Here is a 21,901-nt window from a genome sequence, read left to right as displayed (position 1 = left end):
AATGTAGCTTTATTTTAACTTTTCTTTGACCGAATCAAGTTTTTGCTTACTGGAAGAAACTTTGTCTCTTCGATCATCAATTTTGACGGAGGTGGACACTCGCTGAGCCCCGTTTGCAAATGGAGTCTCATGCAACACGGTAATAGCAGCAAAGATGTCCGACAGTTCACCTTCCAGTATTGTGCTCATGGAAGTAAGTTCATATGTGATACCTGGCTGCTTAGCCAATACCCGCTGTAGATCAGCTACATAACCGCTAAGACTGGTGCTCCCCGTTCCGACCGGAATAATAGTCACTTCTGCAATGGCCATCGACCTAACCTCCTTTAAGATTATTTCCTCGTAGACGATAACCCTATTGTAGCATGCCCCAGCACCTCATCAAAAAAAATTTTGAAGGTTGGACACATTTCTTCCATCCCTTTTCCTTTGCGGTATCTCGGCTTTTTTGCTATAATCGCAATTGCGTTTCTAAGTTACTAGGCTGTTTACAAACACAATATATTGGGGTACAGTTTATGTACAGCAACCAAATGTAGTGTCACAGCTAAAATCGGCAAAAATACAACTCTCCTTTTTGTCAAGTTATTTTTGATAGGAAAAACCCACCTTTACCACGAACCTTTGGCAATCCAGAAAAGATCAATGTGATAGACACAGAAAAAATTTTATTGTATTTATCAACGACATCAGGCCCTTACACCGATGAAGAACATTGTTTCTTGGGAGTTAAGGGACGGGAAAGATTGAGGTTTCATTGGCATTTGTCTGACCAGTGGGTTGGGAAATGCTTTTTGTTTGATTCGCAATGTTTTATGCGCGTACTTTTTCTTCTGTTGAAAGTAACGCCCCTTATGTTCCACATGGCAAAATGTACAGCATGTAAAGTCCATTCGCATACTTATTGGGACTTATTACCTTTATATTTATTATTTGATAAAGAAAGCGAGGGCTCTCCATGCCACAAGTGGTTATTAAACCAAACAATCGTCAACTTGAATTTGATGAAACCCGTATTTCTGTTTACGCAGATCGTATTCTGGCTGATCTTCCCATGCTTGATAAAGATAAACTCGTACGCGGTGTAACATCCAAGCTCCGCCGTGATGAAGTATCCGGTGAAGAAATCAGCAATGCATTTTCCATGTCCGCCCTTGAACTGGTGACAAAAGAAGAGCCAAACTGGAAGTTCGCAGCGGCTCGCTCCCTGCTCACTTCTTTATATAAAAAAGCAGCAAATAATCGCAGATATAAAGCTTATACGGACGAGCCATACGGCGCTTTTTATCCACTTATTACAGGCCTCGTTAAAAAAGGCATTTATCGTGAAGAGTTGCTGGACTGCTACACCAAAGAACAAATCGAAGATCTTGGACGTACAATCGAACCAAGAAACGACCTTTTGTTTGATTACATCGGACTCCTTACCCTGACAGAGCGTTACCTCGCGCATGATTTCGATGGTAAAGTGATGGAACTGCCGCAAGAGCGTTATATGGTTATTGCCATGTATCTGATGCACAAAGAGCCAGAGGAAAAACGGGTAGAGCTCGTTAAAGAAGCCTACTGGGCTATGAGTAACCTGTACATGACGGCAGCAACGCCAACCATGTCTAACGCAGGTAAAAAAGTCGCAGGACAACTCTCCAGCTGCTTCATTGACACTGTAGATGACTCGCTAGAAGGTATTTTTGATTCCAATACAGATGTAGCACGTCTGAGTAAAATGGGCGGCGGTATCGGCGTTTACCTAGGTAAAGTTCGGTCCAGAGGTTCCGATATCCGTGGACACAAGAACACCAGCTCCGGTGTTGTCCCTTGGATTCGTCAGCTGAACAATACGGCAGTCAGCGTAGACCAGCTGGGTACACGTAAAGGTGCCATTGCTGTTTATCTTGATGTGTTCCACAAAGATATTTTGGCGTTCCTCGACCTGAAGCTGAACAACGGTGACGAGCGTATGCGTGCGCATGATATTTTCCACGGCATTACATTACCTGACTTGTTCATGGAACGTGTAGAACAACGCGGAGAATGGAACTTGTTTGACCCGCACGAAGTGAAAAAAGTAATGGGATGGAAAGATGAGAACGGTCGTGCACTCGGACTCGAAGACTTCTACGATGAAGAATTCGGTAAAGGTTCTTTCCGTGAAAAATATGAAGAAGCATCGAACCATCCGGAACTATCCCGTATTATGCTTCCTGCCATCGATATTATGAAACGCGTAATGAAGTCTCAGCTTGAGACAGGTACGCCTTACATGTTCTATCGTGACACAGTAAACCGTGCTAACCCGAACCGTCACAAAGGAATGATCTATTCCTCGAACCTGTGTACGGAAATTATGCAGAACCAATCTGCAACCGTGATCGAACAAGAAGAACTGGTAACGAAAGACGGCGAAACACGCATTGTGATCACCAAAAAACCAGGCGACTTCGTTGTATGTAACTTGAACTCGATTCACCTTGCTCGTGCCGTACCAAACGATGTACTGGATCGTCTAGTACCGATTCAAATGCGTATGCTCGACAACGTAATTGACATTAATAATATCGAAGTTCTGCAAGCACAATATACAAACAGTCAGTACCGTGCGATTGGTCTGGGTACATTCGGACTTCATCATCTACTCGCTCTCGAAGGCATTCGATGGGAGTCAGAAGAAGCGGTCACTTACAACGATAATTTGTACGAAAAAATTAGCTACCTTGCGATCAAATCCAGTATGGAAATGGCGAAGGAAAAAGGGAAATATCCAAAGTTCGAAGGCTCCGACTGGGAGAATGGTAACTACTTCACGCAACGTGGTTACACCGATGGAACTCGTGAAGGTAAATTTGTTACGACTGCAGAATGGAACGAGCTAGCTGCTGAAGTCAAAGAGCATGGCGTACGTAATGCTTGGATGATGGCAATTGCGCCAAACGCATCGACTTCGATCATCGCTGGTTCTACAGCAAGTATTGATCCTTTGTACGAACTTCTTTCCTATGAAGAGAAAACGACATACAAAATTGCCAACCCGGCACCGGATCTTTCCGAAAAAACGATTTGGTACTACAAAACAGCGTTCAACTTGGATCAGCATGCGTCCATCAATATGGCATCTGCTCGTCAGCGCCACATTGACCAAGCGCAAAGCTTCAACCTGTATGTTCGTCCTGATATCCGCGCAAAAGAATTCCTGGAACTTCACCTGCATGCGTGGAAAGCTGGTATCAAATCCACTTACTATGTTCGCAGCCGTGCACTCACTATTGAGAACGAATGTGAATCTTGCGAATCTTAAGGAGGAAGTATCATGACAATGAAAGTCCAAAATATTTTCAACACAGAAGCTCCTAATAAATCAACACGCATCATTAACGGTGAGAACTCCGGTATTCTGAACTGGAACGACATTCGGATGCCGCATATGTATAAATTGTATAAAGTACTCTTGCTAAACTACTGGATCGCTGATGAAATTCCAATGTCCAAGGATGCGCAGCAATTCCCGCATCTCGATCCGGAAGAACAACGTACTTTCAAAATCAACATCGGTCTGCTTGCGGTGCTTGATTCCATGCAAACGATGTTTGTCGGTGACGTAAGAGAATATTTAACAGACTCTTCGCTTGAAGCAATTTCAGCCATCATTGCACAGCAAGAGGTTGTTCACAATCAATCTTATTCCTATGTTCTCTCCTCTCTTGTATCCTGGGATGAGCAGAAAGAAATTTTTGAATATTGGAAGAATGATCCGGTTCTCTTAGAACGTAACCGATTTATCTCGGATATCTATCAGAACTTCCGTGACGAAGCAACGCCGCAAACTTTCTATGAAGCACTTGTAGCGGATCTCATTCTGGAAGGGATTTTCTTCTACAGTACCTTTGCTTTCTTCTACAATCTCGCAAGAGACCAGAAGATGATGGGGACCTGCCAGATGATCTCCTACATTCAGCGGGATGAAAACCAGCACTGTTACTTCTTCGCTGAAGTGTTTAAACAGTTGCTAGCTGACTACCCTGAACTGGATACAAAAGAAAACCGTGACTATCTCTATCGCACTATCGATCGTGCGGTTGAACTCGAAACAAACTGGGCACACTACACACTCAGCAAAGTTCGCGGCATCGACCTGAAAGAACTGGAAGATTACAACAAATACACGGCGAATAAACGTCTGCGTCTGATGGGTCTTGAAAAGTTATACGAAGGTGTAGATGTGAACAGTATGCCTTGGATCAAGCCTTTCTCTGATGAAGCGCTGAATTCCACCAAAACAGACTTCTTTGAAGCAAAATCTCGTAACTACGGAAAAGTTGGAGACGACAACGGTTTTGACGATCTATAAGACAGGCTGTTTATTATCAGCATTCAAATCGGACCGAGCAGTTTCTGCAGCGGTTCCCGTACTATTAAAAAAGCGATCCCTGAACTTCAGGGATCGCTTTTTTAATTTAATGTGCACATTGATTTCGAACCTGTTGCTAGGCATGAATCTCTATATGTGCTTGATGTTTATCTAAAAATTCAGCCATCGCCGTGTATACCTTTATTTCATTTGCTTTACGTGAGAAACCATGTCCCTCATCATCCAGCACTATGTATTCCACTTCGGTCCCTTGCTCTTGAAGTGCAGCTACAATTTGATCGGACTCTGCTTTTACTACACGTGGGTCATTAGCTCCCTGAATCACAAGCATCGGCTTCACCATGTCCTTCAAATAAGTGATAGGTGAATCCTTGGTGAGACGCTCACGATCTTTAACCGGATCACCGAGCCATTGCTCCATCATTGGTTTCCAGGAATCAGGCACTGACTCAACAAAGGTAAACAGATTACTTGGTCCAAAAATATCAACCGCTGCTCGGAACAGCTCTGAATGACGGCCTGCCAGCAGCAGTGTCATGTATCCACCAAAACTACCCCCTACAATAAATAGGCGCTCAGGAGAGCTAATCCCTTGCTTAAACAACCATTCAATCCCGGCAACACAGTCGAGGCGTGGACCTTCTCCCCAATCCCCTTCAACGAGCTTCATGAAAGATGCGCCGTAACCTGAACTTCCCCGGAAATTAGGGGCAAAAATATGATATCCACGAGCTAATAGGAATTGGAACATCGGTCTAAAGAACTTGCCTTCCGCAGCCTGCGGTCCACCATGCGGCCAGAAGATCGTATATCCGTTAGCGGATTCCGGTTTGGCTTTGAACAGTAAGGATTCTATCTCCATTCCATCAAAGGAACGATATGTAATCACTTCAGGATAAGAGAGATCTTCCTCGGTCAGACCAATAACCACATTATGTGTAAGTGTCTCCCATGCCCCATTAATATAACGGTATATATTATGAGGTTTCACAGCCCCACGGCCAAGAATGTAAAGGTTCCCTGCTTTGGTAACAAGCGATTGCTCTACAACATCAGTGGGAATATCTAATACTTGGATCTCCCCTGTTTCAATCAGGTACTTATAAATTCGATTCTCAATTCCAAGATCATTCAAGATATAAAGTGTCTTTGATTCTTCATGCCAATGGATACTGCTCACATCTTCCCCTTCAAAAGCACGAACAATATTAACTTTTTCAGTAGAAAGAGTGTACTCAGCAATATAGGAAAATTCTTCATCCCGATTCGTTACAAACAACAGCTTGTCGTTGCCTGTGAAAGTAACATCTGCGATACGAAGAACTTCATTTTCCGGGAAGACGTAAACTACTTCTTCTTTTCCCTCGGACTGGATAAAAAGCGCCTGATGTGTATTAGCATACATTTTAAGATAGGCTCTATGTTTCTCATCTGGACTTACTGCACAGAGAAAACAAGAGCGATCAACCCCTTCATAAAGAAGTTCATCTTCTCCTGTACTGAGGTCATATCTTCTGGTATTCAAAAAATGAGGGTTATCCTTGGAAGTTACATAATATAGACATTTTCCATCCTCAGTCAGCTTGCTGTAAAAGAATTTATCATCTGCTTCTCCCTCGATGAGTTTGATCGGCTTCCCGCCACTTGGTCTCAAGGCATAGATATGGAAATTCTCATCCCCATCCTTATCGAAATCAGCAAGAATGAACTGACCTTTAGGGTCTGCTTTAATAAAACTTCCGGATTGGTTCTGATACGTTAGCGGATACGGGTCGCCCCCTGGTAAATCCTTAGCCCATAGGTTTGGCTGACCACTCAGATTACTATGGAACAACAAACGAGATTCATCTGAAGTAACCGTAAAATACTTCATAACATACGTTTGAAAATATTGTTCAACTTCAGGATTTGGAAATGAGATCATAAATCATGTCCTCCTATAAGATAAAATGGTATCGATTTTCCGATATATCATAAGGCGTGGTTGCTCATATTCCTTTGGGAAGAAACAGTGAATTTCGTTCTGTACATTCGAAAGGTCGGTATAATGACGAGCACTCCGGCTAAATTCACACCAAAGATACACCAATAAAAAGATTCAACCTTTCCTGTAATCGAGGTAAGTATCCATCCTATCCCGATAATCAGTACAAAATAAAGAGCATTCAGTAATAAGGCCCGAAACCCCTGACCCGTCTGCTCCTTGGTTAGTAGCACTGTCAGCATGGGCCCCATTAGAATGAATGAGCCAGCTACAATATGTAAATACCGAACTGCTTCCATACTTGCGAGGGGGTCCGCTATGAGTAAGGAGACCATGGGTTCCTTCCATATCCATAATACCCCGGCAATACAAAGGTATAGAAAATAGGAATGAAGCATCCCCTTTCGAAACCCTTCATAAGCACGATGCCGTAATGCATCAGCAAGATTATGATTAATTATAATTCCGATAGCAGATCCGATTGCCATGCCTGGCAAGATGACCATGGTCTGAATCCGGTAACCGACCCCAAATCCGGCCAGTACCTGCTCGCCAAAGCTACTTACAATCCGGTTGTAGAAAAACGTGCTAATAAAAATAAGACAGTATGAAGCAAAAACAGGAATACCTACATATCTGAGCATAAGATAATGCGACATACAGAAGTTAAACGAAGGAATGTTGCCTAGTGATTTACTGTGAAAGAGAAGGAATGTTGATACTAGTAGAGCGGATGTAGAGCTAATAGCGTTCGCGTATACAAGGCCAGTAAGAGCAAGGCCTGCTTGATTTGCAAGTAAAGAGACGAGTATTACGTTCAGTATTGCTGACCCTATGGCGATATAAGAGGAGGCCTGTGCTTTCCCTAGTCCACGCAGTGAAGCATTGGTAATCGCACTTAGCACGGCTGGAATCGATGTAGCCATCATCCCTATCACATAATTGGAAAAGGACGAAAGCACACGATCCGGTGGGACTCTTCTATTACATTCCATTTTCACACTGCACTTACCGATAAAACGTCATGTGATGTTTGTCTTCCTTGTAATAATTCATACGATCTTGCAGCGTACCAGTGTGAAACTCAAACATATGTCCATCCAGATCGAGAAAATAAATCGACTTTAGATCCCTGGCGTCCCGTTCACGACCAGGCAGAATTTTGGCATTAGCCTCTGTAAGCTTCTGATGTAGCATCTGCATGTCTTCTTCGTTAACCGTGAATGCAACATGCGTGTACGTTGGGGCAGTAAAATTACGAGGAACATCTTCCTGATTTAGGGCGATCCATATACCGTTCAAATCAAAGTAGGCCAATCTTCGACCTTCCAGTACAATTTCAGCATCAAAAACATGTTTGTAAAATGCAATTGATTTGGCCAGATCGGATACAGAAAAACAGAGATGGTTAATTCCTTGAATGTTCATCGTCATTTCCCCTCCATTACAAATTACAGAAATAGTATACCATATATAACCAATTTATTTTGTGTTACAGAGGTCGCCTTTTCAACATTTATAAAAAGAGCCCGGCCGTTTTTTAGGGCTGAGCTCTTAAACAAAATCGATCTTATGATTTTAAACTTTTCTGTGTCTCGCGAAGCTTAATCTCTTCTGTAAACTCCTGAATTCCAGCCTGTAGTCGTTCCAACAATTCCGGAGCAATATCAAGACCACCCTGTTCATTACGTGCAACTTGTGCGTCAACTGTATAAATACCCGCAAGTATATGACGAGCACCAAGAACGGACAGAACGGGCTTCAAAGCATAGTCTATTGTGAGCAAGTGAGCAAGGCTTCCGCCGATAAAGAGTGGCAGAATGGTTTTCCCACCCAGTCCCCGCTCTGGTACAAGATCCAGGAATGTTTTGAGGACTCCCGTGTAAGATGCCTTATACACCGGACTTGCCACGATTACCGCGTCGGCTTCTGCAACAATGCCATTCGCTTTTACAATGTGCTCACTTCCGAATTTCGTAAGGATCAGATCCTCAGCTGGTAGTTCCGCTACGTTGATGCGATCTACTTCAAATCCGGCTTCCCTAAGCGAATGCTCTGCATATTCAATTACCGCATTTAGCCTTGAAGTCAGTGAAGGACTCCCGTTAATTACTGCTATTTTAGCCACGTTCATTTCACCCCTGATATATGATTGTATTGTGTTACTTTTGTATCTTAACAATCCCTACTAAATTCATTGGTATTAGAAAATAATAACAATTCCTATTCATTGCTGTCAACCTAAGATGTTAGATACTCCCTTTCCACAGCGAACCGCTACCTATGCTCACCCTTACAAATATTCAATAATATCCCCCGCCATGACTCCTGCCGGATTGGGACGCGTAAGTGCTGCTGTTTCTCCAGCTCTGCCGTGCAGATACACACCAAATGCAGCTGCCTGCTCTGCGGTATACCCTTGAGCGAGCAAGCTTGCAATCATCCCGGTCAGTACGTCTCCTGCTCCTCCTGTGCCCATCCCTGCGTGCCCCGTCATATTAATATAAGCATGACCTTCTGGTGTAGCAATGATTGTACGAGAGCCTTTCAGTACGAGCGTTACTCCCGTTCTCTTAGTGTAGGATAGCGCATGATAAATTCGGTCCTGTTGAATATCTTTAGTAGATACACCCGCCAGACGAGCCATCTCTCCTGGATGAGGAGTTAAAATGACCGGTGACTTTCGAGATTGTACACTATTGAAAAAATCTTGGCCAAGATCAGAAAGAATATTTAGTCCATCCGCATCGATTACCATAGGGAGGTCCGTATTTTCATAAATTTGACGCAGCCATACGGTGTCCTCTTCAAATCGACCGAGGCCGGGCCCAATGGCGAGCACATCTCTACTCTTGGCAAGATGGATAACGTTTCTTGCCGATGCTTTATTCCAAGTACCATCAGGTCCCTCAGCTGCAGCGGACAGCATGAGCTCGGGCACCGCGCTTATTACATGTGGGAGCAGCTCAGCAGGAAGCGCCCAAGTCGCAAGCCCGCACCCGGCTCGCAGTGCCGCACGGGAACTAAGAAGTGCCGCTCCACTCATAGCAAGCGTGCCTGCTACAAGCAGCACATGACCATACGTTCCCTTATGCCCATCATCCGCTCGCCGACGAGCAAGGTCCACCTTCAGCTTCTCTGTCAGCACCTCGTCCGTAAGCATGCATACGGTCTCTTGATATTTTCCTTCTACAAGTTGAGATGGGATGCCTATAGACCGGACTTTGATCCGCCCTGCCGCTTCTGCTCCAGGGAATTGCGTAAGTCCCCTTTTTAACAACGCAAAGCATACCGTCACTTCTGCCCGAATATACGGTTCATAGAGAGCTCCTGTATCTGCATCCAGTCCACTAGGAATATCTGCCGAAACAACAGGAAGGCCACTCTTATTCGCAGCTCGTATCAAAGAAGCATAGGCTCCTCGCGGGGCCCCTCTGCTTCCTGTCCCTAGCAAAGCATCAATAATCCCTGTACTACCTGCAAAGATCATATTTTCTTGTTCGGCGGTGTACACAACAGAACGAATCCCGGCGGATAGAGCTGCACGGTACTCCAAAGCTGCATCTCCTCGCAGTTCCTCTGGCGCAACAGCAAATACAAGAGTAATGCCAAACCCAGCTTCCTGCAGATGTCTGGCCGCAACCAGTCCGTCTCCCCCGTTATTCCCTTTCCCCACAAGGATATGCCAATGCTCTCTCCTTGCCTGCTCTCTGGGTAGAAAGCCGTCGGTACTTATTTGTCCGCGCGTCCCCTTCCACTCTTCGAAAGTCGTTCGCTTTTCTTCGGAAGCAAGGTAATAATGGCGATCCCCACTTTCTATTGGGTGGTTTCGCTCACACAGGTGAAGCACTTCTTCCGCAAGAGCTTTGCCTGCATTCTCCATCAAACTTACCGAAGGTACGCCCCAAGAATCAATGACATATTGGTCCAATTCTCTCATTTGCTCCGCAGTGACTACATACATTAGCTTCTCCTCCTGTCAAAATGGTATGAAAAAGAGCGAAGTACATGACTTCGCTCCTGTTGTTTTATCCATCTATACTCAAACCACTTAATAAGCAACCGTAAATCTTGAACCACTGAAGTAAGGATCGTCTACCTCATCAATTAGCGCTACCGCATAGTCTTCTACGGAAATCCGGCTTTGTCCTTCCTCATCCACAATCAGTCTGTCCGTTCCTATTCGGAAGTTACCTGTACGGCGCCCCGGCTCAATAATGGAGGCAGGGCTTAAGTAAGTCCAATCAAGATCGGATTCCTGATAAATTTGAAAAGCATCCTGATGTGCCATTGCGAGCGGCTTTACTTCTTCAGGGAATCCGGCTGTTTCCATAAGTGGAACTCCCTCATCTGTCTTCAGACTTCCTGCTCCACCCACCACAACAAGACGTTCTACTCCGCCTTCACGTAATCCTTCAACAAGTGCACGAGCTACTTCAACGAGTTCCTGTTCAGCTCCAAATTTTGGACCGTAAGCACTGATTACTACTTCGTGACCTTTTGCCAATTCAGCAATAGACCCCGGCTTCAACAAATCACCTTCTACGACCGTAAGCAAATCGTGTTTCTCATTTAATTTAAAGCGATTGCGAACGACCGCTGTCACCTCATGTTTTCTTCTCAAAGCTTCTTGCACAATGGCTTGTCCAATCGTACCCGATGCACCAAATATAATCAGTTTCATTATTCAATTCCTCATTTCCTCTTATATTACCTGTTCAGATATTTCACACTATGTATTAATCAAATTACCCAACAGTTAAAACGTACGTCTCATTATAAAGAAGATTTACCAAAAAACCAAAGCCCAATAACTCTCAATAAAAAAGACAATTAAAAAAGAATCATCTTCGTTCTCTTTAAGAACACAAAGATGATTCTGTCGCTGTGGCTATTTATTCGTCCGTTATTATCTTTTCGTTACAGAAGAGGCCTCTTCCTTGTCCCCATAGTCTGGCCATACATCTTCCGGATCAAGCAGTGGTATTGCTTGTGCTGATGCTCCCGGGTACTTCAGTCCCGATCCCGTATTGATTACGACGACCTTCTCTTCCTCTTCAATCCAGCCGTTAGCACGAAGAATGCGGGCTGCAGCAAAAGCAGCTGCCCCTTCAGGACACAAGAATGATCCTTCCATTCTGGTAACCCGTCTTTGTTCTGCCAGAATTTCCTCTTCTGTTACAGAAATAGCTGCCCCGCCAGTCTTGTATAATGCATCAAGCACAAGAAAATCTCCAATTGCTTTAGGTACATTAATACCATAGGCTGCCGTACTGGATTTGTCCCAAAATACGGATTCTGTCAGCTGATTTTCCCACGCTCTGACGATAGGCGCACAATTTTCAGACTGAACAGCTACGAGCTTCGGGAGTGGTCCGGAGATCCAGCCAATCTCCTGCAACTCCTGTAATGCCTTGTAAATACCAATGAGTCCTACTCCGCCTCCTGTGGCGTATAGAATCACATCCGGGATCTGGAAATCCATCTGCTCGATGATTTCAAAACCCATCGTTTTTTTGCCTTCAATCCGATAAGGCTCCTTCAGGGTAGAGGCATCATATAAACCTTCACGTTTCACTTTCTCTGCTACAATTCGTCCTGCATCGCTAATGAGGCCCTTTACGAGTAAAAGCTCTGCTCCTGCAGCAATACATTCCTCACGAGTAATGAGGGGAGCATCTACAGGCATCACAACGGAAGATGACATTCCTGCGCGAGCAGCATATAAAGACCAGGCTGCCCCCGCATTACCATTAGAGGGCATTGCAAAACGCTTAACTCCAAGTTCCTTTGCCTTGGAGATCCCCACGGCCGCTCCTCTTGCCTTAAAAGATCCGCTTGGCATGAGGCTCTCATCCTTCATATACAAATGAGGAATAGACATATCTATACCCAGGCTTGGCATACGAAGCAGCGGGGTCATCCCTTCACCAAGAGTAATCATATGCTGTGGTTCGCGAACGGGGAGCAGCTCATGATATCGCCATAGATTCATTTCTCTGCCTTGTAACGAGGACGGATTCCAAACCTTGCGTAGACTTTCCAAATCATAGCGGGCTAACAGCGGAGAACCGCAGGAACATAACTGCTGTACTCCTGTTGAATGGTAAATGAGTCCGCATTTCGGACATTCCAGATGACTTAAATAGCTGTAGTTATCCCGTGCCATGAACTTAGCCTCCTCACATTTTCCGACCAAAAATGCAGGTATGATGCCCCTTTTTGATAATAAAAAGGCCCTCCTTGCCGTTTCTGAACACTTCCGTCAGAATCCAAAGGGGCCTTTTTCATTTATGTTGAAATCTCTGTATCGTTCATTTCATTCATTCTGTATAAGTTAATGATCCGCTTCTTGATCGGATTTGTTACTTCTTCCATCTTTTCATAGTCATTTCGATTTGTCAATTATCACCTAATTTTCTCGTGACTATTTCTATTTTCGTTTCTGCTTAAACCACATTCCAAGCGAGTTTGGGGCAGCATCGGCAAAACCAAACTGCTCATATAGACGGTCTGCTGGCTTATCTGCAATGAGAGAGACAATCCCTCCTCCAGGAACGTGCTCGTCAATATAGGCTTTGATTTCTTTCATGATCGTTTTACCGTAACCCTTCCCTTGAAAGTCAGGATGAACTGCGATATCCGATACAAAAAACTGCAATCCGCCATCTCCTACGACTCGGCCCATGCCAATCAGCTTATCTCCATCCCGTAAACTGACCGCAAATAAAGTAGCCGGCAGCCCCTTTTCAGCACCCTCCCTACTCATTTCACTCAGTCCTGCGGCACGACGCAAATTCAAATATGATTCCGCCGAAGGAATATCATGGGTTACTTCTATCATGGTGTTCAGCCTCTTTTCCCTCAGAATATAGTATTCGTTCGATTGATTAGAATAAGCTTTAAAACATCCCTGATATTGTAAGCTATTTTTTGGGTAAAAGAAAACGCATGTTCCTTTTTAGGTAAGGGCAAGGCAGGCTTTCATGAATAAGACATGATATCACTTGAAAACCTAGTTTTCATATGCAATAGTGAAAGAAGAAAACAATGTTCGGAAGGAGGAAGAAACCTGAACATGCTAGCAGGTATCAACGTAGTTTCGTTATCCGCACCAACGATTGCACTCGGTGCCTTTTTTATTGTTCTGCTGCTATGGCTATACATATATCATGCTTCAACCCTGAAACAAAGCAAGTATAGGCGAATGGATGAGCTACAGGATACGCTTTATGCTTACTCCCGACTGGCCGGCCAATTGACACTCGGCTTAGAGCGTGAAGGACTACCAGGTGAACCATTCCACGGAGCACTTATTCTAGCCCTTCAGGAGAGCAAATCAGCTCCCTGTTTACATCCTCATATTCAAGAACAAATTCAGGGGTGTCTAGATGAACGGGACGAGTCAAGGCTAGAGTTGCTACAGCGCTCACTTGATCGAGAGATGGCAAGACTTGCGGCTGAAAGAAACCAGCTTCTGTCTGCACTCCATTCCCCAAGCTGGGGACAAGCACTATGGCAAATCGTACAGCCATTGTTCGCTCCTCTCGCTGCCGCAGGAATTGCTTTCTTAGTTTATCAGTTCATTATGGAGATAGATCGATCACTCGAACCCCTATCTGTATATGAATGGGTTGCTGTATCCGCTAGATTTGTTTCCGGGCTTGTTACTACTGCGTATATCTACATACTCGCCTTATCCAAACCTCGTACAGCTACAGGTTTTACGAATATTATCTTATCGATTCTTATCGTTCTCGCCGCTTTGTTCCACTTGCTTGGACTTTATATCGCTCCTTACGCGCTTGGGGTTCAGCTTCTTCTGTTCCTGCTCGGATTCAGACTCAGCAAGCCTCCTTCCCGCAAAGAGCGTCCATATGTAGGCCATCCTGATTTGAAGTCTGGACGTCCAGTACTTCACCATGCAGAAGTTCAAGCAGAGCAGTCAGAGGAAAAGGAGATAGATAAGGGGACGGAATGAGGGAAATGCCAGTTGTAATCATAACGAAGATCCTGCCTATGGTCATTCCAAATGGCAGGATCTTTTTGTATTATGAACTTTTAACAAGGATCAGTTGTTAAACCTATTTATACAAAGAAACTAAACCTGGTCAATGGACTGAAATCGATCAAGAATTACACGTGGGGAGAAAGCTTTATTGGCATAAGCTCAAACGTCGCTCTAGGGAATAAGGTCATTCCGGGATCAGAGCGACTTTGGCTTTGGCTGGACCGGAGCTTCTTCCGAATCCACTTAAGTCCAGCCAAAACAAGGGGAGCGGCGAGCACGGAAGGTCCGTTTCCCCTTATTACAATCTATGATGCTTACCTAACCACCCTCGGACCAGCCGACGTTCTAGTCGTATTCCCCGCTGACGAAGCACGCGATTTTCCCGATGGGGTGTTTTCATAACGTTTGCGCTCGGTACGCTCCATCTGTACAATCTGGCCTTCATGTACCACGATAGAAAGAGATCCAAACTCCATCTCATTCAGTAACCCGACAATACGTTCCATCCACACTTCATCCACTTTTAGCGGTTTCGCCATTATGAACGCCTCCTCTTGATATCGGGCTTGGTAGCCCTCTATGGGATATTGATATCAATGTGTACTCTTTCTGCTGAAAAAACTTTTTAATATTAAAGTTGCAAGAGCTAGAAGCAACAGCAAGGATGCAACAGCAAAAGATGCTGAAAATTGGTACTCGTTATACAGAATCTCCACATGCAGTGGCAAGGTGTTGGTTTCTCCTCGAATATGGCCGGATACTACGGAGACAGCTCCAAATTCCCCCATCGCTCTCGCATTACATAAAATAACGCCGTACAGCAGGCCCCATTTAATATTTGGCAAAGTGACTGAGAAGAAAACCCTCCAGCCTTTTGCTCCCAGCATCACAGCAGCTTCTTCCTCTTGAGTTCCCTGATCTTCCATGAGCGGAATCAGCTCTCTCGCTACAAAAGGAAAAGTAATGAACAACGTAGCCAGCACGATGCCTGGCACTGCAAAAATAATCTTCGTATTCCATGCATCTAGGAGCGGCCCAAACCAGCCGCTTGCCCCAAACACCAGAACGAACATCAGTCCGCCTACAACAGGTGAAATGGAGAACGGCAAATCGATTAACGTAATCAGCAGCCCCTTGCCACGAAAATGAAACTTCGTAATCAGCCAAGCTGCCATTACACCAAATATTGTATTCAGCGGTACGGTAATTGCAGCCACGATAAGTGTAAGTTTAAGGGCTGCGAGTGCATCCGGTTCAGTAAGCGCTGCGGTAAATACGCCGATTCCTTGTTTTAATGCTTCGGTAATCACGATGACAAGGGGTAAAATAAGCAGCCAGCCCATGACCAGTGCCGCAGCGCCGATAAGCGTCCATTTGACCCATGGTGCTTCGCTTGCTCCTCGGGACGCTTTTGTCTGTACCCTAGCTCCTGTTCCTAAAGGTACGGTTCCAGCCATAATGATTTCCTCCTTTTCTTATCTGCGGGATGTTTTGCGGCTCCAGCGCTGCAGAGTATTAATCAAGAACAACAGAATGAAGGATACAATGAGCAGTAATAAAGCAACTGCTGTAGCCCCTGCGTAATCAAATTGTTCCAGCTGCGTCATGATAAGGAGCGGTGCAATCTCTGTTTTCATCGGCATGTTACCAGAAATGAAGACCACCGATCCGTACTCTCCAATCCCTCGTGCAAACGCCAAGGCAAATCCGGTCAGAAGAGGAGGAATAAGTTCAGGCAAAATCACTTTTCGAAACGTCAGCCAGCGACCAGCACCTAGCGTTGCCGCGGCTTCTTCCACACCCGTATCAAGTTCGGCCAGAACCGGCTGTACGGTCCGTACCACGAACGGAATACCGATAAACATTAATGCGAGTGTGATGCCCAGCTGTGAAAAAGCAATCTTGATGCCAAGCGGGTCCAGAAAGGATCCGATCCAGCCGTTAGGTGAATACAGTGCAGTGAGTGCTACGCCTGCTACTGCCGTTGGCAGAGCAAAAGGCAAATCAATAATTGCATCGAATATTTTTTTGCCGGGGAACTCGTAACGAACAAGTACCCACGCTAGCAGCAGCCCGAGAAACAGGTTCGCAAAAGCTGCTAAACCGGCCGTCGTGAAACTGACCTTAAAAGAGGCTAGAATCCGCGGATTGGTCGCCATATCTATAAACTTGCCCCAAGTGAGCCCTGTTGAATTAAACAGAAGTGCTGCTAGTGGAATTAATACAACAAGACTTAAGTATAAAACAGTAAATCCCATGGTGATGCCAAACCCGGGAAGAACCCTTACTTTGGAAGTTCCGACACTGCTCATTTTTTACTCATCCCTCCATGCCTCCGGTGTTTGTCCGGTCAGCCATGCCTCGTTCTTTAGCTGCCAGGTGTATAGATTTGATCGAAAATGCCGCCTTCATTGAAATGCTTCTCCTGTGTCTCTTTCCAAGTACCAAATACATCCTGAAGCTTAAACAGCTCAATTGGTGGGAACTCATCTTTATACTGTGCAGCTACACTTTCTAGTGTAGGACGATAATAATTTTCTGCTGCGATTTTTTGGCCTTCTTCACTATAAAGGTACGTAAGATAAGCCTCCGCAGCTTCTCGCGTTCCTTTTTTATCTACATTTTTATCTACGACAGCTACAGGCGGCTCTGCAAGAATACTGGTAGAAGGATAGATGATATCAAATTTGTCCGGTCCCAGTTCTTTTACTGATAACTGAGCCTCATTCTCCCAAGCCAGCAAAACGTCTCCGATCCCACGCTCAACAAATGTCGTTGTCGAACCGCGTGCACCTGTATCCAGGACAGGAGTGTGTTTGAACAACTCAGCTACAAATTGTTTTGCCTTCTCTTCGTCGTTACTGTTCTGCTTCAGCGCGTAACCCCAAGCAGCTAGGTAATTCCAACGTGCTCCACCTGATGTTTTGGGATTCGGCGTAATGACCTGTGTATCTCCTTTGATCAGATCATCCCAGTCTTTAATTCCTTTCGGATTGCCTTTGCGAACGAGGAACACAATCGTTGATGTATAAGGAGCACTATTATGCTCAAATTTCTCCTGCCAACCTGCATTAATTAGACCTTTTTCTTCAATCGCATCGATATCATATCCCAATGCGAGTGTGACAACGTCTGCATCCAAACCATCAATCACGGAGCGGCTTTGTTTACCTGATCCTCCGTGAGACTGTTTAATAGTAACCTTCTGACCTTTTTCTTTTTCGTAGTAAGCAGCAAAAGCTTTGTTATATTGATCATAGAGTTCACGTGTCGGATCGTAAGAGACGTTCAGCAGTTCCAGAGCTCCGGATTTATCGCCATTATTCCCAGCACTTGCTGCCCCGCCTTCTTTATTGTCCCCACCGCAGGCTGCGAGCGAAGCAATAAGCAACAATGCCATGCTAATGATAAGACCTTTGCGTACACCCTTTTTCATCATAAATCTCTCCTCGCCCCAGCTATTCATTATAAGTAGATATAAAAATGGAGAAACAAAAGCACATAGATAGAAGGTCAAACCGATCTTGACTTTCGTGTCTGCCATATCTATGCTGCCTTACGTTCCTCCACCCGTGTGGTAGGTTTTCATATTAACATTTATTCCTACCTGTTTAGTATGTTATGTACATTGTAATGAGGCAGAACAGGGCTGTCAAACATTTTTTAACATAAATAGATACTATATATTAAGTACTCTCTTTTTTCCAAAAACATCCCTTTTCCTTCATGTTACAGATAAAGAACCCTCGTATGTACACTCCAAGGTAAATGTTTTGTTAAGTAATGGCCCCTTGGTTTCTCAAATTGTAAAGCTCCCCCTCCAAAGTAGGCTTCTATTTATCACAGCAAAAAGACCGCATCACTGCGGTCTAAAAGCAAATTGAAGAGGCTCTGAAATTATTGTCTTCACTTACATAACAATCTGTACATATATCAAGGTGCGGCAGTTACTTTAATATTGGGTACTGGCGGGGTGCTCATCCCTGTTCCTAGATAGAAACTAGTATGGGGAGGCTGATTATACGCCACATTTTGCCAAGCAATCCCCAGACGGTATACGGGATCATGCATCAGCGTGTAGATCCTTGTGTCCGTAATGACAGTCGTTGTGTATATCCGAAGTTCAGAGCTGTCGGTTGACCGCCACACTGCTTCTTCCCGCCAATCCCCCAGCAGATCAGCTTGCAGCGCAGGAGTTGCCTTTGTACCATTGTTACTTGTAGCACCGGAAGCAGTGAGCAGATTTGTTGTAGTAGAGGTAGCATAATTCCATTTATCTATCCGGTTGTTATCCAGCAGTTCACGGCTTAGGTCACCATCCCACCAGATCCCAAAATTTGTGGACGATGGCAGGGTGTTGCTGATGAGTTGCCCTTTTGCAGTATATAATGCTCCCGCAGCCCATACCTCTTCTCCCTTATATCTCGGATCAATATCTGCCGCCATACCCCGTCCGATATCGGATGATGTAGGAATCCCCCAAATGAGTGCTCCTGTTCTCGCATCACGAAATTCAACCCCAGCTGTAGCTGATGGTACTTCATGTACTTGGAATACTTCCATTCCGGCACGGTCAGGATCTAAATCTCCAAGATGCATGGCATCACCATGGCCCAGTCCGGTCGTATACAGTCCTGTTCCGTTATCATCAACAGCCATTGCGCCATAGATAATTTCGTCCCGTCCATCATTGTCTACGTCCCCCACACTGAGATTATGGTTCCCTTGCCCTGCATAAGCGTTGTTACCTGAAGTGTTGCTATCAAAAGTCCAGCGTTTTGTTAATTGCCCGTTGCGATAATCATAGGCAACAAGTACAGAACGGGTATAGTACCCCCTAGCCATAACAAGACTTGGTCTCTCGCCATCAAGATAAGCAATGCCTGCCAGGAAACGATCAACCCGGTTCCCGTAGTTATCTCCCCAACTACTTACGGTACCTCTCGGCGGATCATAATTTACCGTTGTAAGTGCTTTTCCCGTTAGTCCATTAAAAATAGTCAGATACTCCGGTCCTGTTAAAATGTACCCGCTGCTGTTACGGTAGTCTTTCGTACCATCCCCAATCACGGTGCCCGTTCCGTCTTTACTTCCATCCGCAGTCTTCATTGCTACTTCCGCTTTCCCGTCGCCATCCAGATCGTACACCATGAACTGAGTATAATGTGCACCTGCACGAATATTTTTACCGAGTCCAATGCGCCATAATCTTGTTCCATCAAGCTTATAAGCATCAATGAATACTTCGCCGGTGTAGCCACTTTGGGAGTTATCTTTCGAGTTTGATGGATCCCATTTCACGATCAGTTCGTATTTTCCGTCGCCATCCAGATCTCCGGCACTCGCATCGTTTGCGCTATAAGTGTAACTCACGCCGTCCGGTGTCGTTCCGTCTGCCGGTTTTATCAGCGGAACACTTAAGTAATTGGAACCCCATACCGCAGCAATAGGAGAAGCCGCTTGCTCCGTTCCATTGACTACAGCTCTAACCGTATACTTCGAACTCGTCGTACCTACATTATCCTGAAGATTGGTACTATTCGTAATCGGTGAAGCATTCACTTTCACCCCATCACGGTACACGTTAAAGGACACACTCGCTCCTTCTGTTCCCAGTAAACGCCAACTAACAAATACCCCTGTACCTGTCTTCACCGCAACGACGCCTCGATCCAGGTATTCCATCTGTCTTGGACTTGCAGCATCAGCCTGTCCTGTATAACCTCCCACACTGCAACATAGAGCGGCTCCCAGAAAGCAAAGGCCTAATTTTCTCATACCCTTTCTCATTTTCCTGTTCACAACTTGTCCCTCCAGTTCAAGTAAAATGTGGTTTTCCCTTTTATGTAAGCGCTTTATATTGTGGTTTATATTATATTTTAAACATTTTATTCCAGATATAGGTCTAACTCCTTAATTTAGTGACACTTTCTGCAGCTTTGTTTACATATCAGATGTTTGGTGAAGCTGTATCCCCTAGAGTCTGTTAAGACAAAGTCAACTGAATGTTGCTTATCAAATCATGTATCATTTTATTGTTGTGAAAGAAGAGATCTCTTCAGAGGAACTTGGCTTCCTAATCTAGAGCAATTGGGAGGAACCTGCCTACGTAAAAGAGCAGCGTCAACTTTTTCTAAATAAACGTAACAAGAAAACATCTTTAAATAAAAAAAGACGCACTACTAAAAAGAAACCCGGAAAGACTCGATAACGAGACTCTTCCGGGTTTCTTTTTTATTTAGGAGCAGAATGACAGCATCTACTCTTCCAACTCAGGATATATTAACATCCTAACAATGACGATATAAATGCTACCTTGCGCATCCGTTACAATGAAAGCAAATTGATCTGGGCCTGTATAATCCGGGCCGGGGAAATAGGTATACGTCCCATTGGCATTCAGAACAAGTCTTCCATTATTCGGCGTATCAACGATCTGGGCCGTAATCACAAGCCCAATACCAATGGTATTCAGATTGCTGGAAAGCGGATGGTTCTCTTCCGTACGAAGACCAAGTGTAAGCGTATTGCTCTGCGGAACCACATTCACGGAGATATTGAAATGTATAATATTTCGTATAACATTTCTAGTACGGTCCGTAAATTGAATCATAAATTCATCAACGCCTGTAAATCCAGCTTCTGGTGTATAGACGAACGTTCCATCCGGATTTAATTGTACGCTTCCGTGGGAAGGACCACTCGGCAAGACATAAACACCTTGACCTGCTGAAAGAGAGTCACTTACGGAGGTCCCCGCCCTTGTCGTAAGCTCTACCTTCACGGAGCTTGGATCAACTGATGGATACACGACAACACTGACTATAGACAGCGCACTGCCCCCTAGACTATTGGTCACCCTAACACGAAACGTATCGGTACCGACGAAACCTGAATTAGGTGTATAAATGAAACTTCCATCCGGGTTCAGTACCACTGATCCTGAATTCGGAAGAGCGGAACTCTGGAACGTGAGTGAAAATCCTTCGAGATCACTAGCAATGATGATCCCCGACACAGGCTGATCCTGATTGGTTCCAAGTCCAATGTCGGCCGTAATTGGCACATTCACAGGTCCCGAAACAGTAACCCCAACTGTGAACGAAATCGATGTCGATTCTCCTACACTGTTTGTTGCAATGATTGTAAAGTTATCCGTACCTGTGAAATCTGGATTTGGCGTATACGTGAACGTACCTTTCGGGTTCACTACAACAGTTCCTGACTGAGGAGGATTACTCACCTCATCGAGTACACTTCCTCCTCCGTCATCATAACTACCTACCCAGATTAATTCAGCGTATAGTGCGGCTCCACTCGGAAGATCAAGAACAGCTGTAGATCCATTTAACGTATAATCAAGTGTTGTCCCTAACGGGAAATTCCCTGCCCTAAGTGCCGTATTGAGCGCGCTAAAGGCACCAATCGATCCTGTGTTACCCTGATTATTCTCAGCTACTTGATTAAGACCCAGGGTATTTTCAGTAAACGCAATCTCTCCATTCATAGTAGTGTTATACCTTAAAATATACGGCATTGC

18 protein-coding genes are annotated in these 21,901 nt (G+C 44.8%); 3 read left to right on the top strand and 15 right to left on the bottom strand.

Going from position 1 to position 21,901, the window contains the following annotated elements; all coding sequences use genetic code 11:
* Positions 1–9 precede the first annotated feature (9 nt).
* Positions 10–312 carry an MTH1187 family thiamine-binding protein gene (locus KFT32_RS10950; protein WP_211747224.1) on the bottom strand — a complete coding sequence of 101 codons (303 nt, stop codon included), beginning with the start codon at positions 310–312 and terminating at the stop codon, positions 10–12.
* 646 nt (positions 313–958) lie between these two features.
* On the opposite strand from KFT32_RS10950, the gene KFT32_RS10945 reads away from it, so the two are divergent.
* Together KFT32_RS10945 and KFT32_RS10940 are read left to right on the top strand one after the other, a co-directional pair.
* A complete protein-coding gene (locus tag KFT32_RS10945; RefSeq protein ID WP_211747223.1) occupies positions 959–3,295 on the top strand; it encodes a ribonucleoside-diphosphate reductase subunit alpha in 2,337 nt (778 codons plus the stop codon).
* An 18-nt stretch (positions 3,296–3,313) separates the two neighbouring features.
* A complete protein-coding gene (locus tag KFT32_RS10940; protein WP_211747289.1) occupies positions 3,314–4,345 on the top strand; it encodes a ribonucleotide-diphosphate reductase subunit beta in 1,032 nt (343 codons plus the stop codon).
* Between the two features lie 136 nt (positions 4,346–4,481).
* Here KFT32_RS10940 and KFT32_RS10935 read toward each other — a convergent pair whose 3' ends face one another.
* From KFT32_RS10935 to KFT32_RS10900, 8 genes are all read right to left on the bottom strand, one after another.
* Entirely contained in the window at positions 4,482–6,290 is a 1,809-nt protein-coding gene (locus KFT32_RS10935; RefSeq protein ID WP_211747222.1) for a S9 family peptidase, read from the bottom strand.
* A 47-nt stretch (positions 6,291–6,337) separates the two neighbouring features.
* Positions 6,338–7,345 (bottom strand): MATE family efflux transporter, encoded by a 1,008-nt coding sequence (locus tag KFT32_RS10930; protein ID WP_211747221.1) that lies wholly within the window; start codon positions 7,343–7,345, stop codon positions 6,338–6,340.
* Between the two features lie 13 nt (positions 7,346–7,358).
* Positions 7,359–7,778 (bottom strand): metallothiol transferase FosB, encoded by a 420-nt coding sequence (fosB, locus tag KFT32_RS10925; protein WP_211747220.1) that lies wholly within the window; start codon positions 7,776–7,778, stop codon positions 7,359–7,361.
* 142 nt (positions 7,779–7,920) lie between these two features.
* Complete coding sequence (gene ssuE, locus KFT32_RS10920) at positions 7,921–8,478, bottom strand: NADPH-dependent FMN reductase (protein ID WP_211747219.1); 558 nt, start codon at positions 8,476–8,478, stop codon at positions 7,921–7,923.
* Between the two features lie 165 nt (positions 8,479–8,643).
* On the bottom strand, positions 8,644–10,314 hold the full coding sequence (locus KFT32_RS10915) for an NAD(P)H-hydrate dehydratase (protein ID WP_211747218.1): 1,671 nt from the start codon (positions 10,312–10,314) through the stop codon (positions 8,644–8,646).
* Between the two features lie 87 nt (positions 10,315–10,401).
* On the bottom strand, positions 10,402–11,034 hold the full coding sequence (locus KFT32_RS10910) for an NAD(P)-dependent oxidoreductase (RefSeq protein ID WP_211747217.1): 633 nt from the start codon (positions 11,032–11,034) through the stop codon (positions 10,402–10,404).
* Positions 11,035–11,259: 225 nt separating this feature from the next.
* Positions 11,260–12,519 carry a threonine synthase gene (locus KFT32_RS10905; RefSeq protein WP_211747216.1) on the bottom strand — a complete coding sequence of 420 codons (1,260 nt, stop codon included), beginning with the start codon at positions 12,517–12,519 and terminating at the stop codon, positions 11,260–11,262.
* A 264-nt stretch (positions 12,520–12,783) separates the two neighbouring features.
* The gene (locus tag KFT32_RS10900; protein WP_211747215.1) at positions 12,784–13,194 is read right to left on the bottom strand and encodes a GNAT family N-acetyltransferase; all 411 of its coding nucleotides are present in this window, start codon (positions 13,192–13,194) and stop codon (positions 12,784–12,786) included.
* A gap of 234 nt (positions 13,195–13,428) precedes the next feature.
* Between KFT32_RS10900 and KFT32_RS10895 the strand changes: the two genes are divergently transcribed.
* Positions 13,429–14,331 carry a hypothetical protein gene (locus KFT32_RS10895; RefSeq protein WP_211747214.1) on the top strand — a complete coding sequence of 301 codons (903 nt, stop codon included), beginning with the start codon at positions 13,429–13,431 and terminating at the stop codon, positions 14,329–14,331.
* A 344-nt stretch (positions 14,332–14,675) separates the two neighbouring features.
* Here the strand turns inward: KFT32_RS10895 and KFT32_RS10890 are convergent, their stop codons facing one another.
* From KFT32_RS10890 to KFT32_RS10865, 6 genes are all read right to left on the bottom strand, one after another.
* Positions 14,676–14,900: a YezD family protein gene (locus KFT32_RS10890; RefSeq protein ID WP_211747213.1), complete on the bottom strand. Its 225-nt coding sequence runs from the start codon at positions 14,898–14,900 to the stop codon at positions 14,676–14,678.
* Positions 14,901–14,954: 54 nt separating this feature from the next.
* Positions 14,955–15,818: a sulfate ABC transporter permease subunit CysW gene (gene cysW, locus KFT32_RS10885; RefSeq protein ID WP_211747212.1), complete on the bottom strand. Its 864-nt coding sequence runs from the start codon at positions 15,816–15,818 to the stop codon at positions 14,955–14,957.
* An 18-nt stretch (positions 15,819–15,836) separates the two neighbouring features.
* Positions 15,837–16,673, bottom strand: a complete 837-nt coding sequence (gene cysT, locus KFT32_RS10880; RefSeq protein WP_211747211.1) for a sulfate ABC transporter permease subunit CysT — start codon at positions 16,671–16,673, stop codon at positions 15,837–15,839.
* 56 nt (positions 16,674–16,729) lie between these two features.
* Positions 16,730–17,797, bottom strand: a complete 1,068-nt coding sequence (locus KFT32_RS10875) for a sulfate ABC transporter substrate-binding protein (protein WP_211747288.1) — start codon at positions 17,795–17,797, stop codon at positions 16,730–16,732.
* A 497-nt stretch (positions 17,798–18,294) separates the two neighbouring features.
* Entirely contained in the window at positions 18,295–20,151 is a 1,857-nt protein-coding gene (locus tag KFT32_RS10870; protein WP_211747287.1) for a rhamnogalacturonan lyase, read from the bottom strand.
* 469 nt (positions 20,152–20,620) lie between these two features.
* The gene (locus tag KFT32_RS10865) at positions 20,621–21,898 is read right to left on the bottom strand and encodes an Ig-like domain-containing protein (RefSeq protein ID WP_211747210.1); all 1,278 of its coding nucleotides are present in this window, start codon (positions 21,896–21,898) and stop codon (positions 20,621–20,623) included.
* Between the last annotated feature and the right edge of the window lie 3 nt (positions 21,899–21,901).

This window comes from Paenibacillus sp. Marseille-Q4541, from assembly GCF_018310695.1.
Taxonomy (GTDB): Bacteria; Bacillota; Bacilli; order Paenibacillales; family Paenibacillaceae; genus Paenibacillus.
The sequence above is the reverse complement of the archived record's forward strand: the minus strand, read 5'-3'. Positions and strand labels throughout refer to the sequence as shown.

Coding starts and splice junctions, on each gene's coding strand:
- KFT32_RS10950 (WP_211747224.1), bottom strand. CDS start 312: ATGGCCATTGCAGAAGTGACTATTATTCCGGTCGGAACGGGGAGCACC.
- KFT32_RS10945 (WP_211747223.1), top strand. CDS start 959: ATGCCACAAGTGGTTATTAAACCAAACAATCGTCAACTTGAATTTGAT.
- KFT32_RS10940 (WP_211747289.1), top strand. CDS start 3,314: ATGAAAGTCCAAAATATTTTCAACACAGAAGCTCCTAATAAATCAACA.
- KFT32_RS10935 (WP_211747222.1), bottom strand. CDS start 6,290: ATGATCTCATTTCCAAATCCTGAAGTTGAACAATATTTTCAAACGTAT.
- KFT32_RS10930 (WP_211747221.1), bottom strand. CDS start 7,345: ATGGAATGTAATAGAAGAGTCCCACCGGATCGTGTGCTTTCGTCCTTT.
- fosB (WP_211747220.1), bottom strand. CDS start 7,778: ATGAACATTCAAGGAATTAACCATCTCTGTTTTTCTGTATCCGATCTG.
- KFT32_RS10915 (WP_211747218.1), bottom strand. CDS start 10,314: ATGTATGTAGTCACTGCGGAGCAAATGAGAGAATTGGACCAATATGTC.
- KFT32_RS10910 (WP_211747217.1), bottom strand. CDS start 11,034: ATGAAACTGATTATATTTGGTGCATCGGGTACGATTGGACAAGCCATT.
- KFT32_RS10905 (WP_211747216.1), bottom strand. CDS start 12,519: ATGGCACGGGATAACTACAGCTATTTAAGTCATCTGGAATGTCCGAAA.
- KFT32_RS10900 (WP_211747215.1), bottom strand. CDS start 13,194: ATGATAGAAGTAACCCATGATATTCCTTCGGCGGAATCATATTTGAAT.
- KFT32_RS10895 (WP_211747214.1), top strand. CDS start 13,429: ATGCTAGCAGGTATCAACGTAGTTTCGTTATCCGCACCAACGATTGCA.
- KFT32_RS10890 (WP_211747213.1), bottom strand. CDS start 14,900: ATGGCGAAACCGCTAAAAGTGGATGAAGTGTGGATGGAACGTATTGTC.
- cysW (WP_211747212.1), bottom strand. CDS start 15,818: ATGGCTGGAACCGTACCTTTAGGAACAGGAGCTAGGGTACAGACAAAA.
- cysT (WP_211747211.1), bottom strand. CDS start 16,673: ATGAGCAGTGTCGGAACTTCCAAAGTAAGGGTTCTTCCCGGGTTTGGC.
- KFT32_RS10875 (WP_211747288.1), bottom strand. CDS start 17,797: ATGAAAAAGGGTGTACGCAAAGGTCTTATCATTAGCATGGCATTGTTG.
- KFT32_RS10870 (WP_211747287.1), bottom strand. CDS start 20,151: ATGAGAAAGGGTATGAGAAAATTAGGCCTTTGCTTTCTGGGAGCCGCT.
- KFT32_RS10865 (WP_211747210.1), bottom strand. CDS start 21,898: ATGCCGTATATTTTAAGGTATAACACTACTATGAATGGAGAGATTGCG.